The sequence below is a fragment of the Pontibacter rugosus genome, assembly GCF_042678745.1.
Taxonomy (GTDB): domain Bacteria; phylum Bacteroidota; class Bacteroidia; order Cytophagales; family Hymenobacteraceae; genus Pontibacter; species Pontibacter rugosus.
The window spans coordinates 1-16186 of the sequence record NZ_JBHTLD010000115.1 but is presented as its reverse complement, the minus strand read 5'-3'; the positions used below and the strand labels follow the sequence as shown (position 1 = coordinate 16186).

General features: G+C 47.0%; 13 protein-coding genes. 6 read left to right on the top strand and 7 right to left on the bottom strand.

Annotated features, from left to right (window positions below; all coding sequences use genetic code 11):
* Positions 1 to 204: 204 nt before the first annotated feature.
* From ACFQ2O_RS12900 to ACFQ2O_RS12890, 3 genes are all read left to right on the top strand, one after another.
* A complete protein-coding gene (locus ACFQ2O_RS12900) occupies positions 205 to 1452 on the top strand; it encodes an ABC transporter permease (protein WP_377528236.1) in 1248 nt (415 codons plus the stop codon).
* 134 nt (positions 1453 to 1586) lie between these two features.
* Positions 1587 to 2450: an LOG family protein gene (locus ACFQ2O_RS12895; RefSeq protein ID WP_377528234.1), complete on the top strand. Its 864-nt coding sequence runs from the start codon at positions 1587 to 1589 to the stop codon at positions 2448 to 2450.
* 151 nt (positions 2451 to 2601) lie between these two features.
* Positions 2602 to 3045, top strand: a complete 444-nt coding sequence (locus ACFQ2O_RS12890) for a DUF202 domain-containing protein (RefSeq protein ID WP_377528232.1) — start codon at positions 2602 to 2604, stop codon at positions 3043 to 3045.
* Positions 3046 to 3090: 45 nt separating this feature from the next.
* On the opposite strand, the gene ACFQ2O_RS12885 is transcribed toward ACFQ2O_RS12890, so the two are convergent.
* Positions 3091 to 4251, bottom strand: a complete 1161-nt coding sequence (locus ACFQ2O_RS12885) for a hypothetical protein (RefSeq protein WP_377528230.1) — start codon at positions 4249 to 4251, stop codon at positions 3091 to 3093.
* A 211-nt stretch (positions 4252 to 4462) separates the two neighbouring features.
* Here ACFQ2O_RS12885 and uvrA point away from each other — a divergent pair, with 211 nt between their 5' ends.
* On the top strand, positions 4463 to 7369 hold the full coding sequence (gene uvrA, locus ACFQ2O_RS12880) for an excinuclease ABC subunit UvrA (protein ID WP_377528228.1): 2907 nt from the start codon (positions 4463 to 4465) through the stop codon (positions 7367 to 7369).
* Positions 7370 to 7506: 137 nt separating this feature from the next.
* Here uvrA and ACFQ2O_RS12875 read toward each other — a convergent pair whose 3' ends face one another.
* Both ACFQ2O_RS12875 and ACFQ2O_RS12870 read right to left on the bottom strand, forming a co-directional pair.
* Complete coding sequence (locus ACFQ2O_RS12875; RefSeq protein ID WP_377528226.1) at positions 7507 to 8079, bottom strand: DUF4142 domain-containing protein; 573 nt, start codon at positions 8077 to 8079, stop codon at positions 7507 to 7509.
* Between the two features lie 82 nt (positions 8080 to 8161).
* Positions 8162 to 8743: a DUF4142 domain-containing protein gene (locus ACFQ2O_RS12870; RefSeq protein ID WP_377528224.1), complete on the bottom strand. Its 582-nt coding sequence runs from the start codon at positions 8741 to 8743 to the stop codon at positions 8162 to 8164.
* 225 nt (positions 8744 to 8968) lie between these two features.
* Between ACFQ2O_RS12870 and ACFQ2O_RS12865 the strand changes: the two genes are divergently transcribed.
* Entirely contained in the window at positions 8969 to 9679 is a 711-nt protein-coding gene (locus ACFQ2O_RS12865; protein ID WP_377528222.1) for an ABC transporter ATP-binding protein, read from the top strand.
* A gap of 111 nt (positions 9680 to 9790) precedes the next feature.
* Here the strand turns inward: ACFQ2O_RS12865 and ACFQ2O_RS12860 are convergent, their stop codons facing one another.
* From ACFQ2O_RS12860 to rpoN, 4 genes are all read right to left on the bottom strand, one after another.
* Positions 9791 to 10573 carry an enoyl-CoA hydratase-related protein gene (locus tag ACFQ2O_RS12860; protein ID WP_377528220.1) on the bottom strand — a complete coding sequence of 261 codons (783 nt, stop codon included), beginning with the start codon at positions 10571 to 10573 and terminating at the stop codon, positions 9791 to 9793.
* Positions 10574 to 10637: 64 nt separating this feature from the next.
* On the bottom strand, positions 10638 to 11261 hold the full coding sequence (locus ACFQ2O_RS12855) for a hypothetical protein (protein ID WP_377528218.1): 624 nt from the start codon (positions 11259 to 11261) through the stop codon (positions 10638 to 10640).
* 102 nt (positions 11262 to 11363) lie between these two features.
* On the bottom strand, positions 11364 to 12368 hold the full coding sequence (gene yiaK / locus ACFQ2O_RS12850) for a 3-dehydro-L-gulonate 2-dehydrogenase (RefSeq protein WP_377528216.1): 1005 nt from the start codon (positions 12366 to 12368) through the stop codon (positions 11364 to 11366).
* Between the two features lie 521 nt (positions 12369 to 12889).
* Complete coding sequence (gene rpoN, locus ACFQ2O_RS12845) at positions 12890 to 14341, bottom strand: RNA polymerase factor sigma-54 (RefSeq protein ID WP_377528214.1); 1452 nt, start codon at positions 14339 to 14341, stop codon at positions 12890 to 12892.
* Between the two features lie 313 nt (positions 14342 to 14654).
* On the opposite strand from rpoN, the gene asnS reads away from it, so the two are divergent.
* Positions 14655 to 16094 (top strand): asparagine--tRNA ligase, encoded by a 1440-nt coding sequence (asnS, locus tag ACFQ2O_RS12840; RefSeq protein ID WP_377528212.1) that lies wholly within the window; start codon positions 14655 to 14657, stop codon positions 16092 to 16094.
* Positions 16095 to 16186: the final 92 nt, after the last annotated feature.

The window sequence follows — 16186 nt, the reverse complement described above, 5'->3', positions numbered from 1 at the left end:
TATATCAAATATTACGGTATTTGGATTCCGGGTACTAAAAAAATTATTGTCGGTATTATAACAGTATAACCCTCTAACGAGGTTCATACATTTCCTTTACTAAAAAACAAAAAATCAAGCCGCAAATTTACTCAGTTTGCCCGAAATATTGTTACTTTTAAGCAAATTAGTTCGGCATCGTTCACCTGTTTTAAGTATAAAACTATGATATACCTGCGTTTGATAGCAGAAAGTTTCCGATTTGCATGGCAAGCGCTTCGCGCCAACCTGATGCGGACCATCCTGTCGTTACTGGGTGTAACCATTGGTATATTTGCCATCATCTCGGTTTTTACGCTGGTTGATTCGCTTGAGCGAAACGTGCGCGACAGTATGAGTTTTATCGGAGACAAGGTTATATATGTAGAAAAATGGCCTTGGTCCTTTAGCGGGAATTATCCTTGGTGGAAGTATTTTCAGCGGCCAGAGCCAACTATTCGTGAATTCAGGCAGCTAGAGCGGCGCATTACCAACAGCAATGGCGTGGCTATTTTTGCAAGCAAGGGAGGCAATACGTTTAAGCGTGGTAATAACAGCTATTCTGACGCCAACCTGATGGGTGTTTCTTACGATTATCCTAAAGTTAGCGAAGTTCCGGTTGAAGAAGGACGCTACTTTACTCCACAGGAAACAGACGCAGCCCGTAACGTAATGATTATAGGAAGCGAAGCAGCATCAAATTTATTTCCTTCCGGCAATGCCATTGGGCAGGACGTAAAAGTCGGTGGGTTTAAATTTACTATCATCGGGGTGATAGAAAAGCAGGGCGAGAACATGTTTGGTGCCCCCAACATGGACCAGATGGGCATTATACCTTACAGCACCTTTAGTAAGATGTATGATGTAGGGCCAGACGGCATGGGCTCTACTATAGCCTTGAAGGGCCTGGAAAACGACCCTGGCCTGCTGGAACTGGAGTATGAGACGCAGGGCATTATGCGAAACATACGCGGCCTGCGCCCACGCGACGAAGATAATTTTGCCATGAACCGACCAGAAATGGCGACAGAGGCTATCTCCGGTTTTTTTGATGTAGTAGGCCTGGCTGGTTGGGTAATCGGTGGCTTTGCTATACTTGTTGGCGGCTTTGGCATTGCCAATATTATGTTTGTGTCAGTAAAAGAGCGGACTAATATTATCGGTATTCAGAAATCGTTAGGCGCTAAAAACTATTTTATACTTTTCCAGTTCCTTTTTGAGTCTGTGTTCCTGAGCCTGCTTGGCGGTGGCATTGGTATTTTGCTGGTATTCCTGCTCACCCTTATCCCGCAGGAAATGATGGCTATCACCCTTTCAGTAGGTAACATTATACTTGGCCTTGGCGTATCGGCCGTGATAGGGATGCTTTCTGGCATTATACCTGCTGTGCTGGCTTCTAACCTGGACCCCGTGATTGCAATTCGCTCCAAATAGATATCTTTACACTTTTGGCCTTTGCCGCACCTCCTCAACTGCCGCAAAGCCCTTTATTTTAAACCTGATGATGCGCGCCGAACAGAAGTGGCGCCCAGAGGCCAAGGCCTCTGCAGAAGAAGACGAAAAAGATTATGACAAAGCTTAGAAAGACAAGCAAAACAAAGCTGCACGATGAGTCGCTGAATACTGGTAGCGGCCAAACAATTATTAACCCAGACGTAAACGAGAATAAAGCCAGATCGGTAACAGATTTACGCGAAAGCGGACAGTCTACCGCTGCGCCGGCTTCTGAAGAAGACAAAAGAATTCGACAGGCTTTTGTGGATAAAGACTGGAATGAGATAAAGATTGCTGACTCCTGGCAGATATTCAAGGTGATGGCCGAGTTTGTAGACGGCTTTGAGAAGCTGGGCAAAATCGGACCTTGCGTGTCAGTATTCGGCTCGGCCCGCACCAAGTCAGACAACAAATACTACATTATGGCCGAAGAGCTTGCTGCTAAACTAGTACGCCATGGGTATGGAGTGATTACTGGTGGTGGCCCCGGCATTATGGAAGCTGGTAACAAAGGCGCGCACTCGGAAGGCGGTAAGTCTGTAGGCTTGAACATTCAACTGCCGTTCGAGCAGTTCAACAACATCTACATCGACTCTGACAAGCTCATTAACTTTGACTACTTCTTTGTGCGCAAGGTGATGTTCGTGAAGTATGCGCAGGGCTTTGTGGTGATGCCTGGTGGTTTTGGCACGCTTGATGAGCTGTTTGAAGCGATTACGCTGATTCAGACAAAGAAAATCGGCGCTTTCCCAATCGTGCTGGTAGGACGTGAATACTGGAGCGGCCTATTTGAATGGATCGAGAATGTAATGCTAAATACAGAGAGCAACATCAACAAAGAAGATCTGGATTTGGTACACATTGTAGACGATGCCACAGAGGCCGTTAAGATCATCGACGAGTTCTACAGCAAATACCTGCTGTCGCCGAACTTCTAATTTTATACTTTAAAAGTATCCCTAAACAGGAAAGCAGGCACTGCATGTGCCTGCTTTCCTGTTTTATAGCTTCCGCCACAGCATTGCCAGTTCTAACACTGTACAATTCACATCCTCACCGCTTCAATTTCTGCAGGTAAGCTTTCAAGGTGTGAGCGGCAAAAGAGACTTTTATACTTCACCTTTGCCTGCTCCTTTCGTACACTTTTGCATGGGCATAAGAGCGATATTAAGCAGAAGAGCGGCAAAGAAGCTAAAGCAGGAGCTGAAAGTACAGGAAAAGCAGAACCTTGAAATCAGGGATAACCTGGCGATGGAACGCACCAAAATGGCGAACGAACGCACCTTTCTGGCCTACATGCGCACGGCCATGGCCATGGTGCTAGCTGGGCTTACGTTTATCAAAGTATTTAATGACGATGCTTTTTATATTGGGGTGGGAATCTCTTTTATTCCGATAGGTACATTTATCGCAGCATTTGGTTACTACAGATTCTCAAAGAAGAAAAGACAGGTTATGCGGCACACGCAGGCTTATGCTCCTACCAGCCCTGCACATGCCGAGGTAGCCAAACAGGAAGAAACTACGGTCTGAAGTAAAACCTGCAGGTCGGCAGCATTAACGTATACCTTACCAGCGCTAAGACTTCGTTGGCAGGCGTGTTTCAAGAAAATTACTGAGGAGGTTTACTCCACCGGCTGCCCCAAGCAACACTATCCAGGGAATTAGCGGCATCATAAAGCGGTTATCCCAGTCTACACCGCTTACTATCACCATGGCAGTAAAAAGTATAGCTAGCATAAGTATAACCGCCAGCACAGGCAAAGGCGTTAGCTTCTTCCAGATGCCCCATCCCATCAGCAGGTAAAGCGGGTACATATACAGCACCGTAAGCCAGTTATGCATGTTAGAATAGTACGGCCGTACTTGCCCCCAGTACCACACCACCCGTAGCACTGATTGCTCCAGAAAAAGGCCAGGCGCTTCTGTCAGAAACTGCATCACTTGTTGCAAGGGAGAGCCCGATAGACTAACTTCGTCAGCATCTGCAACAGACATAGCCCTATAGCCCTGCAGGATTGTGCCTGATGTAAGTTGTCCCGTAAAAGAATGGATCCCCGCCATATCATTCAGGAAAGCATTGGCCAGCAGCACCAGCAAAGGCACTGCCAGCAGCGCCACCCCTCCTATCACCCAAACCAACTTGTACCTCCTTCGGATGCTGAAGTCAACTATAAGATAGCTGATAACCGCAAGAACTACCATAAAGCCATTCGCTCTAAGAAATGTAACGAAGAGCAGCAGAAGTATAAGCTGCAAGTAATGCCAATAAGTTTTTGCCGTAACCAGCCGCAGCAGAATAAAAATAATAAAGCTAGCGAAAAGAGATTCTGTGTGGATATAAAAATGCCAGTGCTGAAAATATACCCAACCTATAAGCAGCATAGTAGCAGCATAAGCTATCAGCTTACTTTTATAGAGCACCTTTGCAAGCTGATAAAACGCAATGGTTGCCATACCTCCTATCAACACCTGGATGGCCACAACAACCTCTAAACTGTTCGTCAGGCCAAGTATAAACTTCAGGAAAAAGCTATAGCTTAAGTAGCTCAACCGGATTTCAGATAAGCTGAAGGAAGAAAGACTTTGGGCCTCCGTTAAATAGCGCGTACTATCAAAAACCACTCTTACGCCGTGGGTGTAGCATACTATAAACTGCACCAGGCACCACAAACCTAGCAGCACAAGAGGTAAATACCTGTCCCAACCTTCTTTAAAGTATTCCTCTATGTACAGCATCAGGCAAAATTAGCTTTTTTACCTGACTCTGTAGCTGTATAGCTATAGCAGCATAGCAACCCCGTCTTCCAAAACTTTAAACTGATATTCTGATTTAAAGAGAAAGCTGCCAAACCAATTGCCGCTGTTTTCTGTTAATAATGGATGGGCTTTTGCTAAGCAGAAGCCTAGTATTTATGTAACTTTGCTATTTAAGATCAACCCTTTCCGAATGGCTTTAAACCAGGAGCAACAAACTACTACCACAGGCACCATCTCAGCTATCAGCGGCGATGCGCAGCAGATTGAAGTATACGGCGCCCGTGAACATAACCTAAAAAATATTTCCATAAAGCTACCGCGCTACAAGCTGGTGGTTTTTACAGGCATTAGTGGCTCGGGCAAGTCTTCACTGGCGTTCGACACCATCTATGCTGAAGGACAGCGCCGCTACATGGAAACCTTCTCGGCCTACGCCCGCTCATTTATGGGTGGTTTAGAAAGGCCTGACGTAGATAAGATCGAAGGGCTGTCGCCGGTTATATCTATCGAGCAGAAAACCACTAGCCGCAACCCTCGCTCTACTGTAGGCACCATCACCGAAATTTACGACTTCATGCGTTTGCTGTGGGCACGTACAGCAGAGGCGTTCAGTTATGTGACCGGCGATAAAATGGTGCGCCAGAGCGACGATCAGATTGTAAACCACATTCTGGACAACTTTGATGGCAAGCGCATTGTAGTGCTGGCCCCGGTGGTGAAAGGCCGTAAAGGACACTATCGCGAACTGTTCCAGCAAATCCGTAAGATGGGCTTTATTCGTGCCCGTGTGGATGGTGAACTGGTGGAGATTGAGCCAAAAATGCAGGTAGACCGCTATAAAATTCACGACATCGAAATTGTGGTGGATAAGATTGTGGTGAAGGAGGAGGATCGCTTCCGCTTGTCTGGCTCTATCCAAAACGCATTAACGCATGGCAAAGGCATGGCGCTGGTGATGGATGCGGATACAAATCAGACACATTTCTTCTCGCGCCACCTGATGGACCCGGCCACCGGCATTGCCTACGATGATCCGGCTCCAAACTCTTTCTCTTTCAACTCGCCTTATGGCGCCTGCCCGGTATGCAATGGCCTAGGCGAGGTGCAGGAGATTACAGAGGAGTCTGTTATTCCGGATAAAGGTTTAAGTATACGCCGTGGTGGTATAGCACCGCTTGGAGAATACCGCGACATCTGGATATTCAAGCAGATAGAGGCGCTGTTTAAACACTTTAAAGCATCGGTGTCTACGCCTATCAAAGACCTGCCAGAAGACCTGATGAAGGTGCTCATGTATGGCCTGGAGGAAGAGCTGGAGGTGAAAACTAAGAAGGGCAACTATGTGGTGGAGTTTGAGGGAATCATCAACTTCCTGAAAAACCAGATGGAGTCCGACTCAGATAATATCCGATCCTGGGTAGAGGACTTTACGCAAACCAACACCTGCCCGGAGTGCAACGGCTACCGCCTCAAAAAAGAATCATTGCACTTTAAGATCGCGGATAAAAACATTGGTGAGATTTCTGTTTTAGATATCACCAAACTGGCCGCCTGGTTTGAGGGACTGGAAGACCGGATGAGTGAGCGCCAAAATGTAATTGCCAAAGAGTTGCTGAAGGAAATCCGCAAACGTATCGGCTTTTTGCTGGATGTGGGCCTGGATTACCTGAGTCTGCACCGCCCGGTACGCACACTCTCTGGCGGCGAAAGCCAGCGGATACGCTTGGCCACGCAAATTGGCACACAGCTGGTTGGGGTGCTTTATATCATGGATGAGCCAAGTATAGGCCTTCACCAGCGCGACAACGAGCGCCTGATAAATGCCCTGAAAGACCTTCGTGATTTAGGCAACTCCATCATTGTAGTAGAGCACGACAAGGATATGATCATGCAATCTGATTACGTGGTGGATATTGGCCCGGGAGCTGGTATACATGGCGGGCAGGTAGTTTCGGCGGGCACACCGCAAGAGATGATGAACCAAAACACAACGACAGCCAACTTCCTGAGTAACCGGCGTGGCATAGAGGTGCCTCGTGTAAAGCGCCCTGGCAATGGCGAGGTTCTGAAATTGATTGGAGCAAAAGGCCATAATCTGAAAAACGTGACACTGGAGCTGCCATTGGGCAAGATGATCTGTGTAACCGGCGTTTCCGGTAGCGGCAAGTCTTCTCTCATACATGACACCCTATACCCAATCCTGAACACGCACTTTTTCCGAGCCAAGCGAGAGCCGCTGCCTTATAAGAAGATCGAAGGGCTTGAGAAAATTGACAAGGTAATTGAAGTGGATCAGTCGCCAATCGGTCGTACGCCCCGCTCCAACCCTGCTACTTACACAGGTGTGTTTACAGATATTCGCAGCTTGTTTGCGCAGCTGCCGGAGGCGAAGATAAGAGGCTATACTCCCGGGCGCTTCTCGTTTAACGTAAAAGGCGGACGATGCGAGGCTTGTGAGGGTGCCGGTATGCGTACCATCGAGATGAATTTCCTGCCGGATGTGTACGTGCCATGCGAAGTATGCAAAGGCAAACGCTATAACCGTGAAACGCTGGAAGTGCGCTTTAAAGGCAAGAGCATTACCGATGTGCTGGAAATGACAGTAGAGCAGGCCGTAGATTTCTTTGATAGCCAGCCACGCATCCTGCGTAAAATACAGACGCTGCTCGAGGTTGGTTTGGGCTACATCACACTTGGGCAACAAGCCACTACTTTATCGGGAGGCGAGGCACAACGGGTGAAATTAGCAACAGAGCTATCTAAAAAAGATACCGGCCAAACGCTATACATACTTGATGAGCCAACAACAGGCTTACACTTTCAGGACATTGAACATCTCTCTGAAGTGTTGCACAAGCTAACGGACAAAGGCAATACAGTACTTATCATTGAGCACAACCTGGATCTGATTAAAGTAGCCGATCATATTATTGATATCGGTCCTGAAGGGGGCGAAGGAGGTGGTATGATTGTAGCCTCTGGCACACCGGAAAAGGTGGCAGCATCAGGCAAAGGCTATACTTCGCGTTTCCTGAAAGAAGAACTAAAAACCAGTATCTATCGAGAAAATATGGAAAAGGAAGAAGCCGCAGAGTAAGTGCTGTACCTGTAAGTAACAAGTATAAAAAAGCCGCTGCTAATGTATAGCAGCGGCTTTTTTATACTTGTTTACTTACGAATTATGCAAGGTGCAAGCAGAAGCTTAGGCAGGGAACAAACCTGATGCCTGCTTTTTTAGATGCTATCAATCTGATCCTGCATCTCCTCCAGTATCTCCTGGTGCTGCCTAAGCAAAGGGAGTTGTTTGCTGGCATACTGTTTAAGCTCCATCACCTGCCCATGTGTGGCTATATCATCATATCGTTTTACAAGCTGCTTGTTCTGCTGCACAATGCGCTTCAGATAAGCTAAATCAAACGAGATACCAGACTGATCAGTCACCTCCTGATATACTTCATGATGCGCCTCACCCAGCGCGCTGGGTAGCACAAAGTTACTTTGGTTTGCCACATCGCGCAGGTCGTTCAGCATATTTTGGTGAGCCGTTACCACCTCCTGTGCCAGTCCTTTTACCTCAGGGCTAACAGCCATGCCAGAAGCAGCCTCTCCTAACTGCACCTGCAGCATGCTGGCACTGGCCGCCTCAGCAGCAAACAAGGCATCATTTCTTAAATCTTGCTGCACACCTGCAGCTTCAAACTGCTGCATGCTCTGCTCGGTAGCCTGCTCAATGCTGTCGCCTGGTCCGCAAGCAGTTGTTAATATCAAGGCAAGAGCGGCAAAACCGTTCAGTATAGTTTTTCTCATAAGGGATGCTGGTTTAAAGTATAAAGCATCTGCAAGACATATCTTACAGATGCTTTAATATAGTTAATTAAACCGATTAAGGTTACCTATTGTTGTTCACGTTGGTCTGAATTTGCTTCGCGCGGTCTAAATGCTGACGCAGTGTCGGCAAGGTAGAAGATGCAAAGCTTTTTACCTCAGCATCTTCCAGATTATTGGAAGCATCTTCAAAAAGCGAAATTGTTTCTTCGTGTGAGCTAACCATCAGGTCCATATAAGCCTGATCAAAGTCTCTGCCTGTTTTATCGCGCAGTTCCTGCATTTTGTCCATGTGGGCTTGGCTCATGCTGTCTGGCAGCACTACGTTTTTTTGCTGTGCCAGCTGCATCATTTTGTCTGATGCTTTCTGATGATCTGTCACCATCATCTGACCGTAGTCCTTTACTTCCTGCATCTGGCCTTTTTGCTGGGCTAACTGCCCTGCCTGAATTTCCAGCATGTTGCTGCTGGCAGCTTTGGTCATAAAATCAGACAGGTTTGTCATCTGATCTTCCATGGCAGTACCTTCTGCTTGTTGCTCATTTACCTCCTGCGCCTCTTCTACAGCCCCCTGCTCTTGGCTACAAGATGCCATACCAAATATAAAAGCGCCTAACATTAATCCGGTTGATGCAATTTTTTTCATAGTTTTATGTCGTTAAATTTTAGATCAATATGTAAAACAAACTCAGTATACGCCTTAATTTACATCTAGTTATCTTAAATTTCATTTATCTTTGGCAGATTATTGTTTTCGGCTTATACCCCGCAAAGTCCAAATAAACACTGTGAATTTATTTAAATTTGCTTTAACCTGCTGAACTATAATCATGTCTAATTTATTTTACCCTTAGATACACTTACTTAAAGTATGAAGAGAAATACCTTGTTCTGCCAGCTGCTGTTTCTGGTTTTATTTTTACTATTGCTTACTCCGGCTATGGCTCAATATGGCGACGATGCTGACCAGGAGCTGGAAAACGAAGATCTGCTGGTTAACAAAGATCATGACCGTATTTTTAAGCTACACCCCTTACAGGTTGGGGAAGTATATTTATCTTATGAGAAGCTGCGCACAGAGCGTGTTTCCAATGAGTTTGGGATAGGCTATGTATACCGCAGTTACTTTAAAGGCGATGATTTTATACCTGACGATGTAAGCGTAATGGGCCTGCACGTACGTATGAGCCAGCGCTACTATACTACAAAAAAACACCGTGGAACGCCTTTTGGCTTCTTCCATGGCCCGCTGTTTGGCTATCGCTTTATGGTATTTGAGGAAAACGTGTTTGGCCTGCCAGAGCAGAACCCAAATGACGCCGACTATCAGTTTGTAGGTAGACTATACCAGAACACAGTAGAATTAAACTACCAGGTTGGAGGGCAATTTAAGTTAGGCAGACATCTGACGGCTGAGCTTTCTGCTGCTTTAGGAGGCCGTTTGAAGTACGCTTTATCTAAGGGTGCCGGAGAACTCCTGACAGACAATATCATTGGCCATGCCTTAACTGCAGAAGATAATTCCGCCATATTCGTGGTGCCATCACCACAACTAAACTTCTCCATAGGCTACTCTTTCTAAAAAATTCAGCTTAATCAAAAAAGCGCAAGCCTGTAGAGGGGCTTGCGCTTTTTTGATTAAAGGATGCTAACCCTTGATCTATAGCTTTTATACTTTGCGTTTATCAGATGCTTACGCTCCCTTAAACTGAGGCTTTCGCTTCTCGTTAAAGGCTGTCACCCCTTCTTTATAATCTTCAGAGTTACCCGCTATTTTCTGGCAATGCGCCTCATAGTCCAGCATCTCATCCAGAGTAGAGTTGAAGGATTTATTCAGCATCTTTTTCATTAAGCCAATAGCTTTGGTCGGGCTAGCGGCATAGCGCGCAGCCAACTCTGCCACGGCTGTATCCAGTTCTTCCGGGCTCACCACCTTGTTGACCATGCCTAGTTCCAGTGCCTCCTCGGCAGAAACTTTGGAGCCCAGCGTGCTCAGTTCAAATGCCTTAAGCGAGCCCACTACCCGTGGCAGAAAGAACGAGGAACCGGAGTCCAGCACCAGCCCGACATTCACGAACACCTCAATCATACTTGCAGCCCTGGAGGCAACGATTACATCACAGGCTAAGGCTAAAGAACAACCGGCTCCGGCAGCCACACCATTTAACTTGCAGATAATAGGCTTCGGCAGGTTGCGCATAGCACGTATAATCGGGTTGTAGCGCTTCTCCAGCGACTCCGACAGGTCTCGCTTGCTGGCACTTGCAATGGCTTTCAGATCCTGGCCAGAGCAAAAGGCTTTTCCTGCACCTGTCAGCACCACTACACGCACCTGCTCATCACGGCTTACCTGTTTCAAGGCATCTTGCAAGTCATAGCTTTGCTGATCGTTAAAAGCATTAAAGACGTCAGGTCGGTTTAGTGTAATTGTAGCGATGCCATCCTGCACATCATATAAAAGACACTCGTAGTTCATGTGTTCAAAGGTTTAGTTGAGATAACCAAAGTTAAGAAATGCAGCCTGATAGGCAAGTCTGCTGCTAATACAAGGCCACTGAAGCTGCGACCAGCGTCAGCACAAACCCACCTCCGAAACCGGCATATACCTGTGCCGGTGTGTGTGCCTGTAGCGCTAGCCTGGCCGACAAAACGGCTCCTGTCAGAAACATGGCAACTGCAATCGGGAAAACCAGCCTGGCCTCCGGCGCAATGTTATTCAGCACCAGCAGCAGCCCTAAGCCTCCACCCATACCCACACCATGTGCACTGATTTTCCAAAACTGCGAAACGGCATAAGTAAAGAAAACTGAAGTTGCGACAATTCCCATCAGGAAATAGAAAATAGCATCAAAGGCTGCCTCGCTGTAGAGCAGGTAGGCAGTAGCCGAATAGCAAACAGCCGTAAAGAACAAAGGCAAGCTACGCTGTTCTCTTTTATTCATCTCTACAGAATCGAGGTGGCCAAAGCGAACCATGGCATAGGCCGCTATACCCGGTATAATAAATGTGGTAAAGAAGATCATCGCCAACACCACCCAACGCACACGCATCGGCAGCGTGAGCATAGACTCCGGCATATAATAAAGTATAACTGCGAAAAGGTACGTGGGCAACAACAGCGGGTGAAATACTATTGAGAGCACCTGCGCAAGCGAACGGTTCACTTCTTAGATTTATAAATTAGAAATTATGAATTATGAAGGTTACTAAGGTAAGTATAATTGTATTACCTCTTGCTGTTACTAATGTTTTAAGCTTGGCACACGCTACTCTAGCTCCTGTACCTTCTGCCACATTTCCTCGCTTACTGGTATACCTTCTTCCTTGTTTTTTCTACGTGTTGCCATCGTGCCTTCGCCTGGGTAGCGCACCTCTCCTTTTCCTTCGGCTGGCTGGCTGCTTTTAGTATAATCAACGATGCTATTAAGTATCGCTCCGTCTATTTTTTCAGCATCTATACATAAGAAGAACTGCGATACACCTGCTTCACTTCCGCTTTTGGTCACTTCAGCCACTCCGCGTCCGCTACTCAATGAGGCTACCAGCACATCCAGCATAAAAGATAACCCTGAGCCTTTCCAGAAGCCAATGGGCAGCGGTCGTTCAGACTCCCTTATTTTGCCAGGATCTTTTGTGAGGTTGCCTTCCCTATCGTAACCGCCATCCACAGGCAAGTCCTCCTCCTTCAGCTCATACTCCTGCATTTTTCCATAGGAGAACTGCGAAATGGCCATATCCAGCACCAGGTGGCCTTCTTTACGTGGCACAGCTATCACTAAGGGGTTATTACCCAGCCGGGGCTCTTTACCGCCAAAAGGAGGCATGTTGGCAATGGAGTTTGTGGCACAGATACAGACGCAGCCTTCTTCAGCCGCCTGCCAGCCATACGTACCGCCACGCATCCAGTGGTTCGTGTTTCGCACGGCCACACAGCCCATGCCGTTTTTCTTTGCCAGTTCAATAGCACGTTCTGTAGCTTTTAGTGCTACATATATACCGGGGCCCATGTGCCCATCCCACTGCTCCAGCACTCCATTCTGGCTTATACTTTCTGGTTCGGCATCCACTTTTATCAACCCATCTTTCACCATCTGCACAAACACCGGAAAACGATTCAGGCCATGCGAATACACGCCGTCTCTGCTGTTTTCTGCAAAAACCCTGGCACATAGCTCCGCACACTCTTCATTAAAGCCTACCTTTAGCAGCACCTTGTTAAACTGTGCCTTTAGCTCATCAAAAGTTACTCTTACTTGTTTTTTTTGCTCCATACATTGGGTTGTACGCAGGCAAGTATGGCCGGGGTTAGAAAGAAAGACTTTGGTTGGTAAAAGGCCTCTGTGGAAGGGAACTTCGGCTGAAGCCATTTCGCAAGTATAAATTTCATGGCTGCAGTCGTCTAACCACTCCTAGCCCCTCCTTGTCCGAGGAGGAAAATTTTGGCTGAAGCTCTTTTGGCAGCTATTATCGAACATGTTCCCGGTCCTTGGGTTGAGCGCTCCAAAGTATAAAGGGGAAACGTCAGGTATGTGGGAACTAGAGGATGAACGTAAGCTAGAAAAGATAGCTTGGTTGAAGATGCAGAAAACAGAAGCTATAGAAGTATAATTGCCGGAGACACAAGCGGACGCTTGCGTCAGGGAAGTAGACCGTTCAGCTCTTGGTAAGCAGCAGCTATTCAGGTATGGCTCTGGAAGCTCTCCACAATAGTAGACATTAGCTGAAAGCTAGCGCCAGCGGATGAAGTATAATTATCCCTTTCTCATCTGCTAAATTCATAACTACACGAAACCTACAGCTCTTTGCGCAGGCGTGCCACAGGTATGTTTAGCTGCTCTCTATACTTGGCTACAGTACGGCGGGCAATGTTGTAGCCTTTTTCGTTCAGCATTTTCTCGATCTTCTCGTCAGAGAGTGGCTTGCGCTTGCTCTCCTTATCGATAATCTCTTTCAAGATGTGCTTCACCTCACGTGAGCTGGCATCCTCGCCGGAATCAGTGGCGATTCCTTCGGAGAAGAAGTATTTGAGCGGGTAAATACCAAACTCGGTTTGCACGGCTTTGCTGTTAGCCACACGGCTAACTGTGGAAATATCCATTCCTATTTCCTCGGCAATGTCCTTCAGGATCATCGGGCGCAGTTCGCTTTCGTCCCCCTCCAAAAAGAAGTTATGCTGATACTTGATGATGGCCTCCATGGTGCGCAGCAGCGTATTCTGGCGCTGGCGAATAGCATCTATAAACCACTTGGCTGCATCCAGCTTCTGCTTTACAAACGTTACCGTCTCTTTCAGTTTCTTATCTTTTTTGTCCGATTTATCATACGCATCAAACATATCAGAATAAGACCGACTAATGCGCAGATCAGGAGCATTGCGCGAGTTAAGCGACAGCTCTAACTGGCCGTTGGTGTTGGTAAGTATAAAGTCGGGAATGATGTACTGCACGCGCGTCATGCTGGCGCCAGCTCCGCCCGGCTTCGGGTTAAGCTTAATAATCAGATCAACTGCCTTTTTGAGTTCATCTTCCGTAATGCCGAACTTGCTCTGAATTCTGGAGTAGTGCTTTTTGGTAAACTCATCAAAAGACTCTCGGATAATGCGCTCGGCAAGCACCGTGATTTTATCCTGCTCGCGGCGCTCCAACTGCAACAGCAGACACTCCGGCAGGTCACGGGCACCAATACCGGCAGGGTCAAAGCTTTGAACCAGGTGTAGCACCTGCTCTATCTCTTCTTCGCTTGTTTCTATATTCTGCGAGAAAGCCAGATCATTGGCAATGGCACGCAGGTCACGGCGAATGTAGCCATCATGGTCAATGCTACCAATCAACTGCATGCCAATGTTATATTGCTTATCATCCAGGCTCAGGAATCCGAGCTGGTCCATGAGCGAGTCTGTTAGCGTAGAGGTCATGGCAATAGGAGACTCACGGTCATCGTCTTCATCTCCGCCACGGTCGCCCTGCATTTTATAGCCGCTTATTTCGTCGTCGTTCAAGTAGTCGTTGATGTCTACTACATCATCTTTGCCATAGTCATCATCGCTGTCATTATCGTAGTCATCAGACTCGTTATACTCGTCGGCACTATCCTCACGCCCTTCTTCTAAGGCTGGGTTAATTTCCATTTCCTCTTTTATGCGCATCTCCAACTCAGCAGTAGGTATCTGCAGCAGCTTGATAAATTGTATCTGCTGCGGCGATAACTTCTGAGATAAAAGTTGTCTTAAATCGAGTCGCTGCATAGTTTTAAAGGAATAATCAATGCGAATAAGTGCACATCCAAATTTAGGATAATTTTACTCGCATTTACAAAAAAGGTTAAAATATCGTTACTTTGAGGGATTCTTAATAAGACGCAAGTATCAAGACGTTAGACGCAAGACTTTTTTGAGCAAAGTTTCCACTAAAGCTCAGAGGAGCAACCGGAAATGCAAGAATAGTTGGGCTAAAACCAAGTCATAACTTACTCATCTATATCTGAAAAGATTATCATAATATAGCCTGAAGTCTTGTATCTTGCTACCTGTGTTTTGATACTACATAACAACCATATACATGCAACGCACAAAAGTAAAAGATCTGCTATCGGGTGCCGGAGTAGGCAATGAGGTTCTGTTAAAAGGATGGGTGCGCACAAAGCGCGGAAACAAGTATGTGAGCTTTATTGCTGTAAACGATGGCTCTACCATAAATAGCTTACAGGTAGTAGCCAATGCGGAAGACTTTAGCGAAGAGGCACTCAAAGATGTAACTACTGGTGCTGCCATAGCCGTAACCGGCGAGTTGGTTGCCTCACAGGGCAAAGGACAGGCTTATGAGATACAGGCTAAAAGTATAGAAGTACTGGGCAAAGCCGATCCGGAGGCTTATCCGCTGCAGAAAAAAGCGCACTCTTTAGAGTTTCTTCGTGAGATTGCACACCTGCGTTTCCGTACCAACACGTTTGGCGCTGTGTTTCGCGTGCGTAACGCCATGGCTTTTGCCGTCCATAAATTTTTCAACGAGAAAGGTTTTGTGTACATGCACACGCCTATCATTACGGCTTCTGATGCCGAGGGTGCCGGTGAGATGTTTCAGGTAACTACGCTGGACCTCAACAACCCGCCTCGCACAGAAGACGGACAGATCGACTTTAACGAAGATTTCTTCGGCCGCGCTACCAACCTAACGGTTTCCGGACAGATGGAAGGTGAAGTGGCTGCCATGGCTTTTAGCGATATTTATACGTTTGGCCCTACGTTCCGTGCCGAAAACTCCAACACTACGCGCCACTTGGCAGAGTTCTGGATGATTGAACCGGAAATGGCTTTCTACGACCTGAAGATGAACGCTGATCTGGCCGAGGAATTCATCAAGTACATCATACGCCACGCACTGGAAAATAACCGCGAAGACATTGAGTTCCTGGCGCAGCGTCTGGCCGAAGAAGACAAGAATAAGCCGCAGAACGAGCGCCAGGAAATGACGCTGATCGAGAAGCTGGAACTGGTGGTGAACAACGACTTTGAGCGTATCACTTATACCGAGGCAATCGATATTCTGCTGAACTCAAACCATTACAAGAAAAAGAAGTTCCAGTACGACGTTAGCTGGGGTATCGACCTTCAGAGCGAGCATGAGCGTTACCTGGTGGAGAAGCATTTCAAGAAGCCGGTGATCGTGATGGACTACCCGAAAGACATTAAGGCCTTCTACATGCGCCTGAACGACGATGGCAAAACCGTTGCTGCCATGGACATACTTGCGCCGGGCATCGGCGAGATTGTAGGTGGCTCGCAGCGTGAGGAGCGCATGGATATTCTGGTAGAACGCATGAAGTCTGTAGGCATTGAGCCAGAGCATATGTGGTGGTTCCTGGATACCCGCCGCTTTGGTGGCTGCCCACATGCCGGTTTTGGCTTAGGCTTTGAGCGCGTAGTGCAGTTTGTAACCGGCATGGGCAACATCCGCGACGTTATCCCTTTCCCAAGAACACCGCAGAACGCAGAGTTTTAGCAGAAGCTTCTGCCATACTTATTCAGCAGAGCCCGACAATAAATTGTCGGGCTCTTTTGTTTGTCCATTATTTATATTCATATATTTAGATT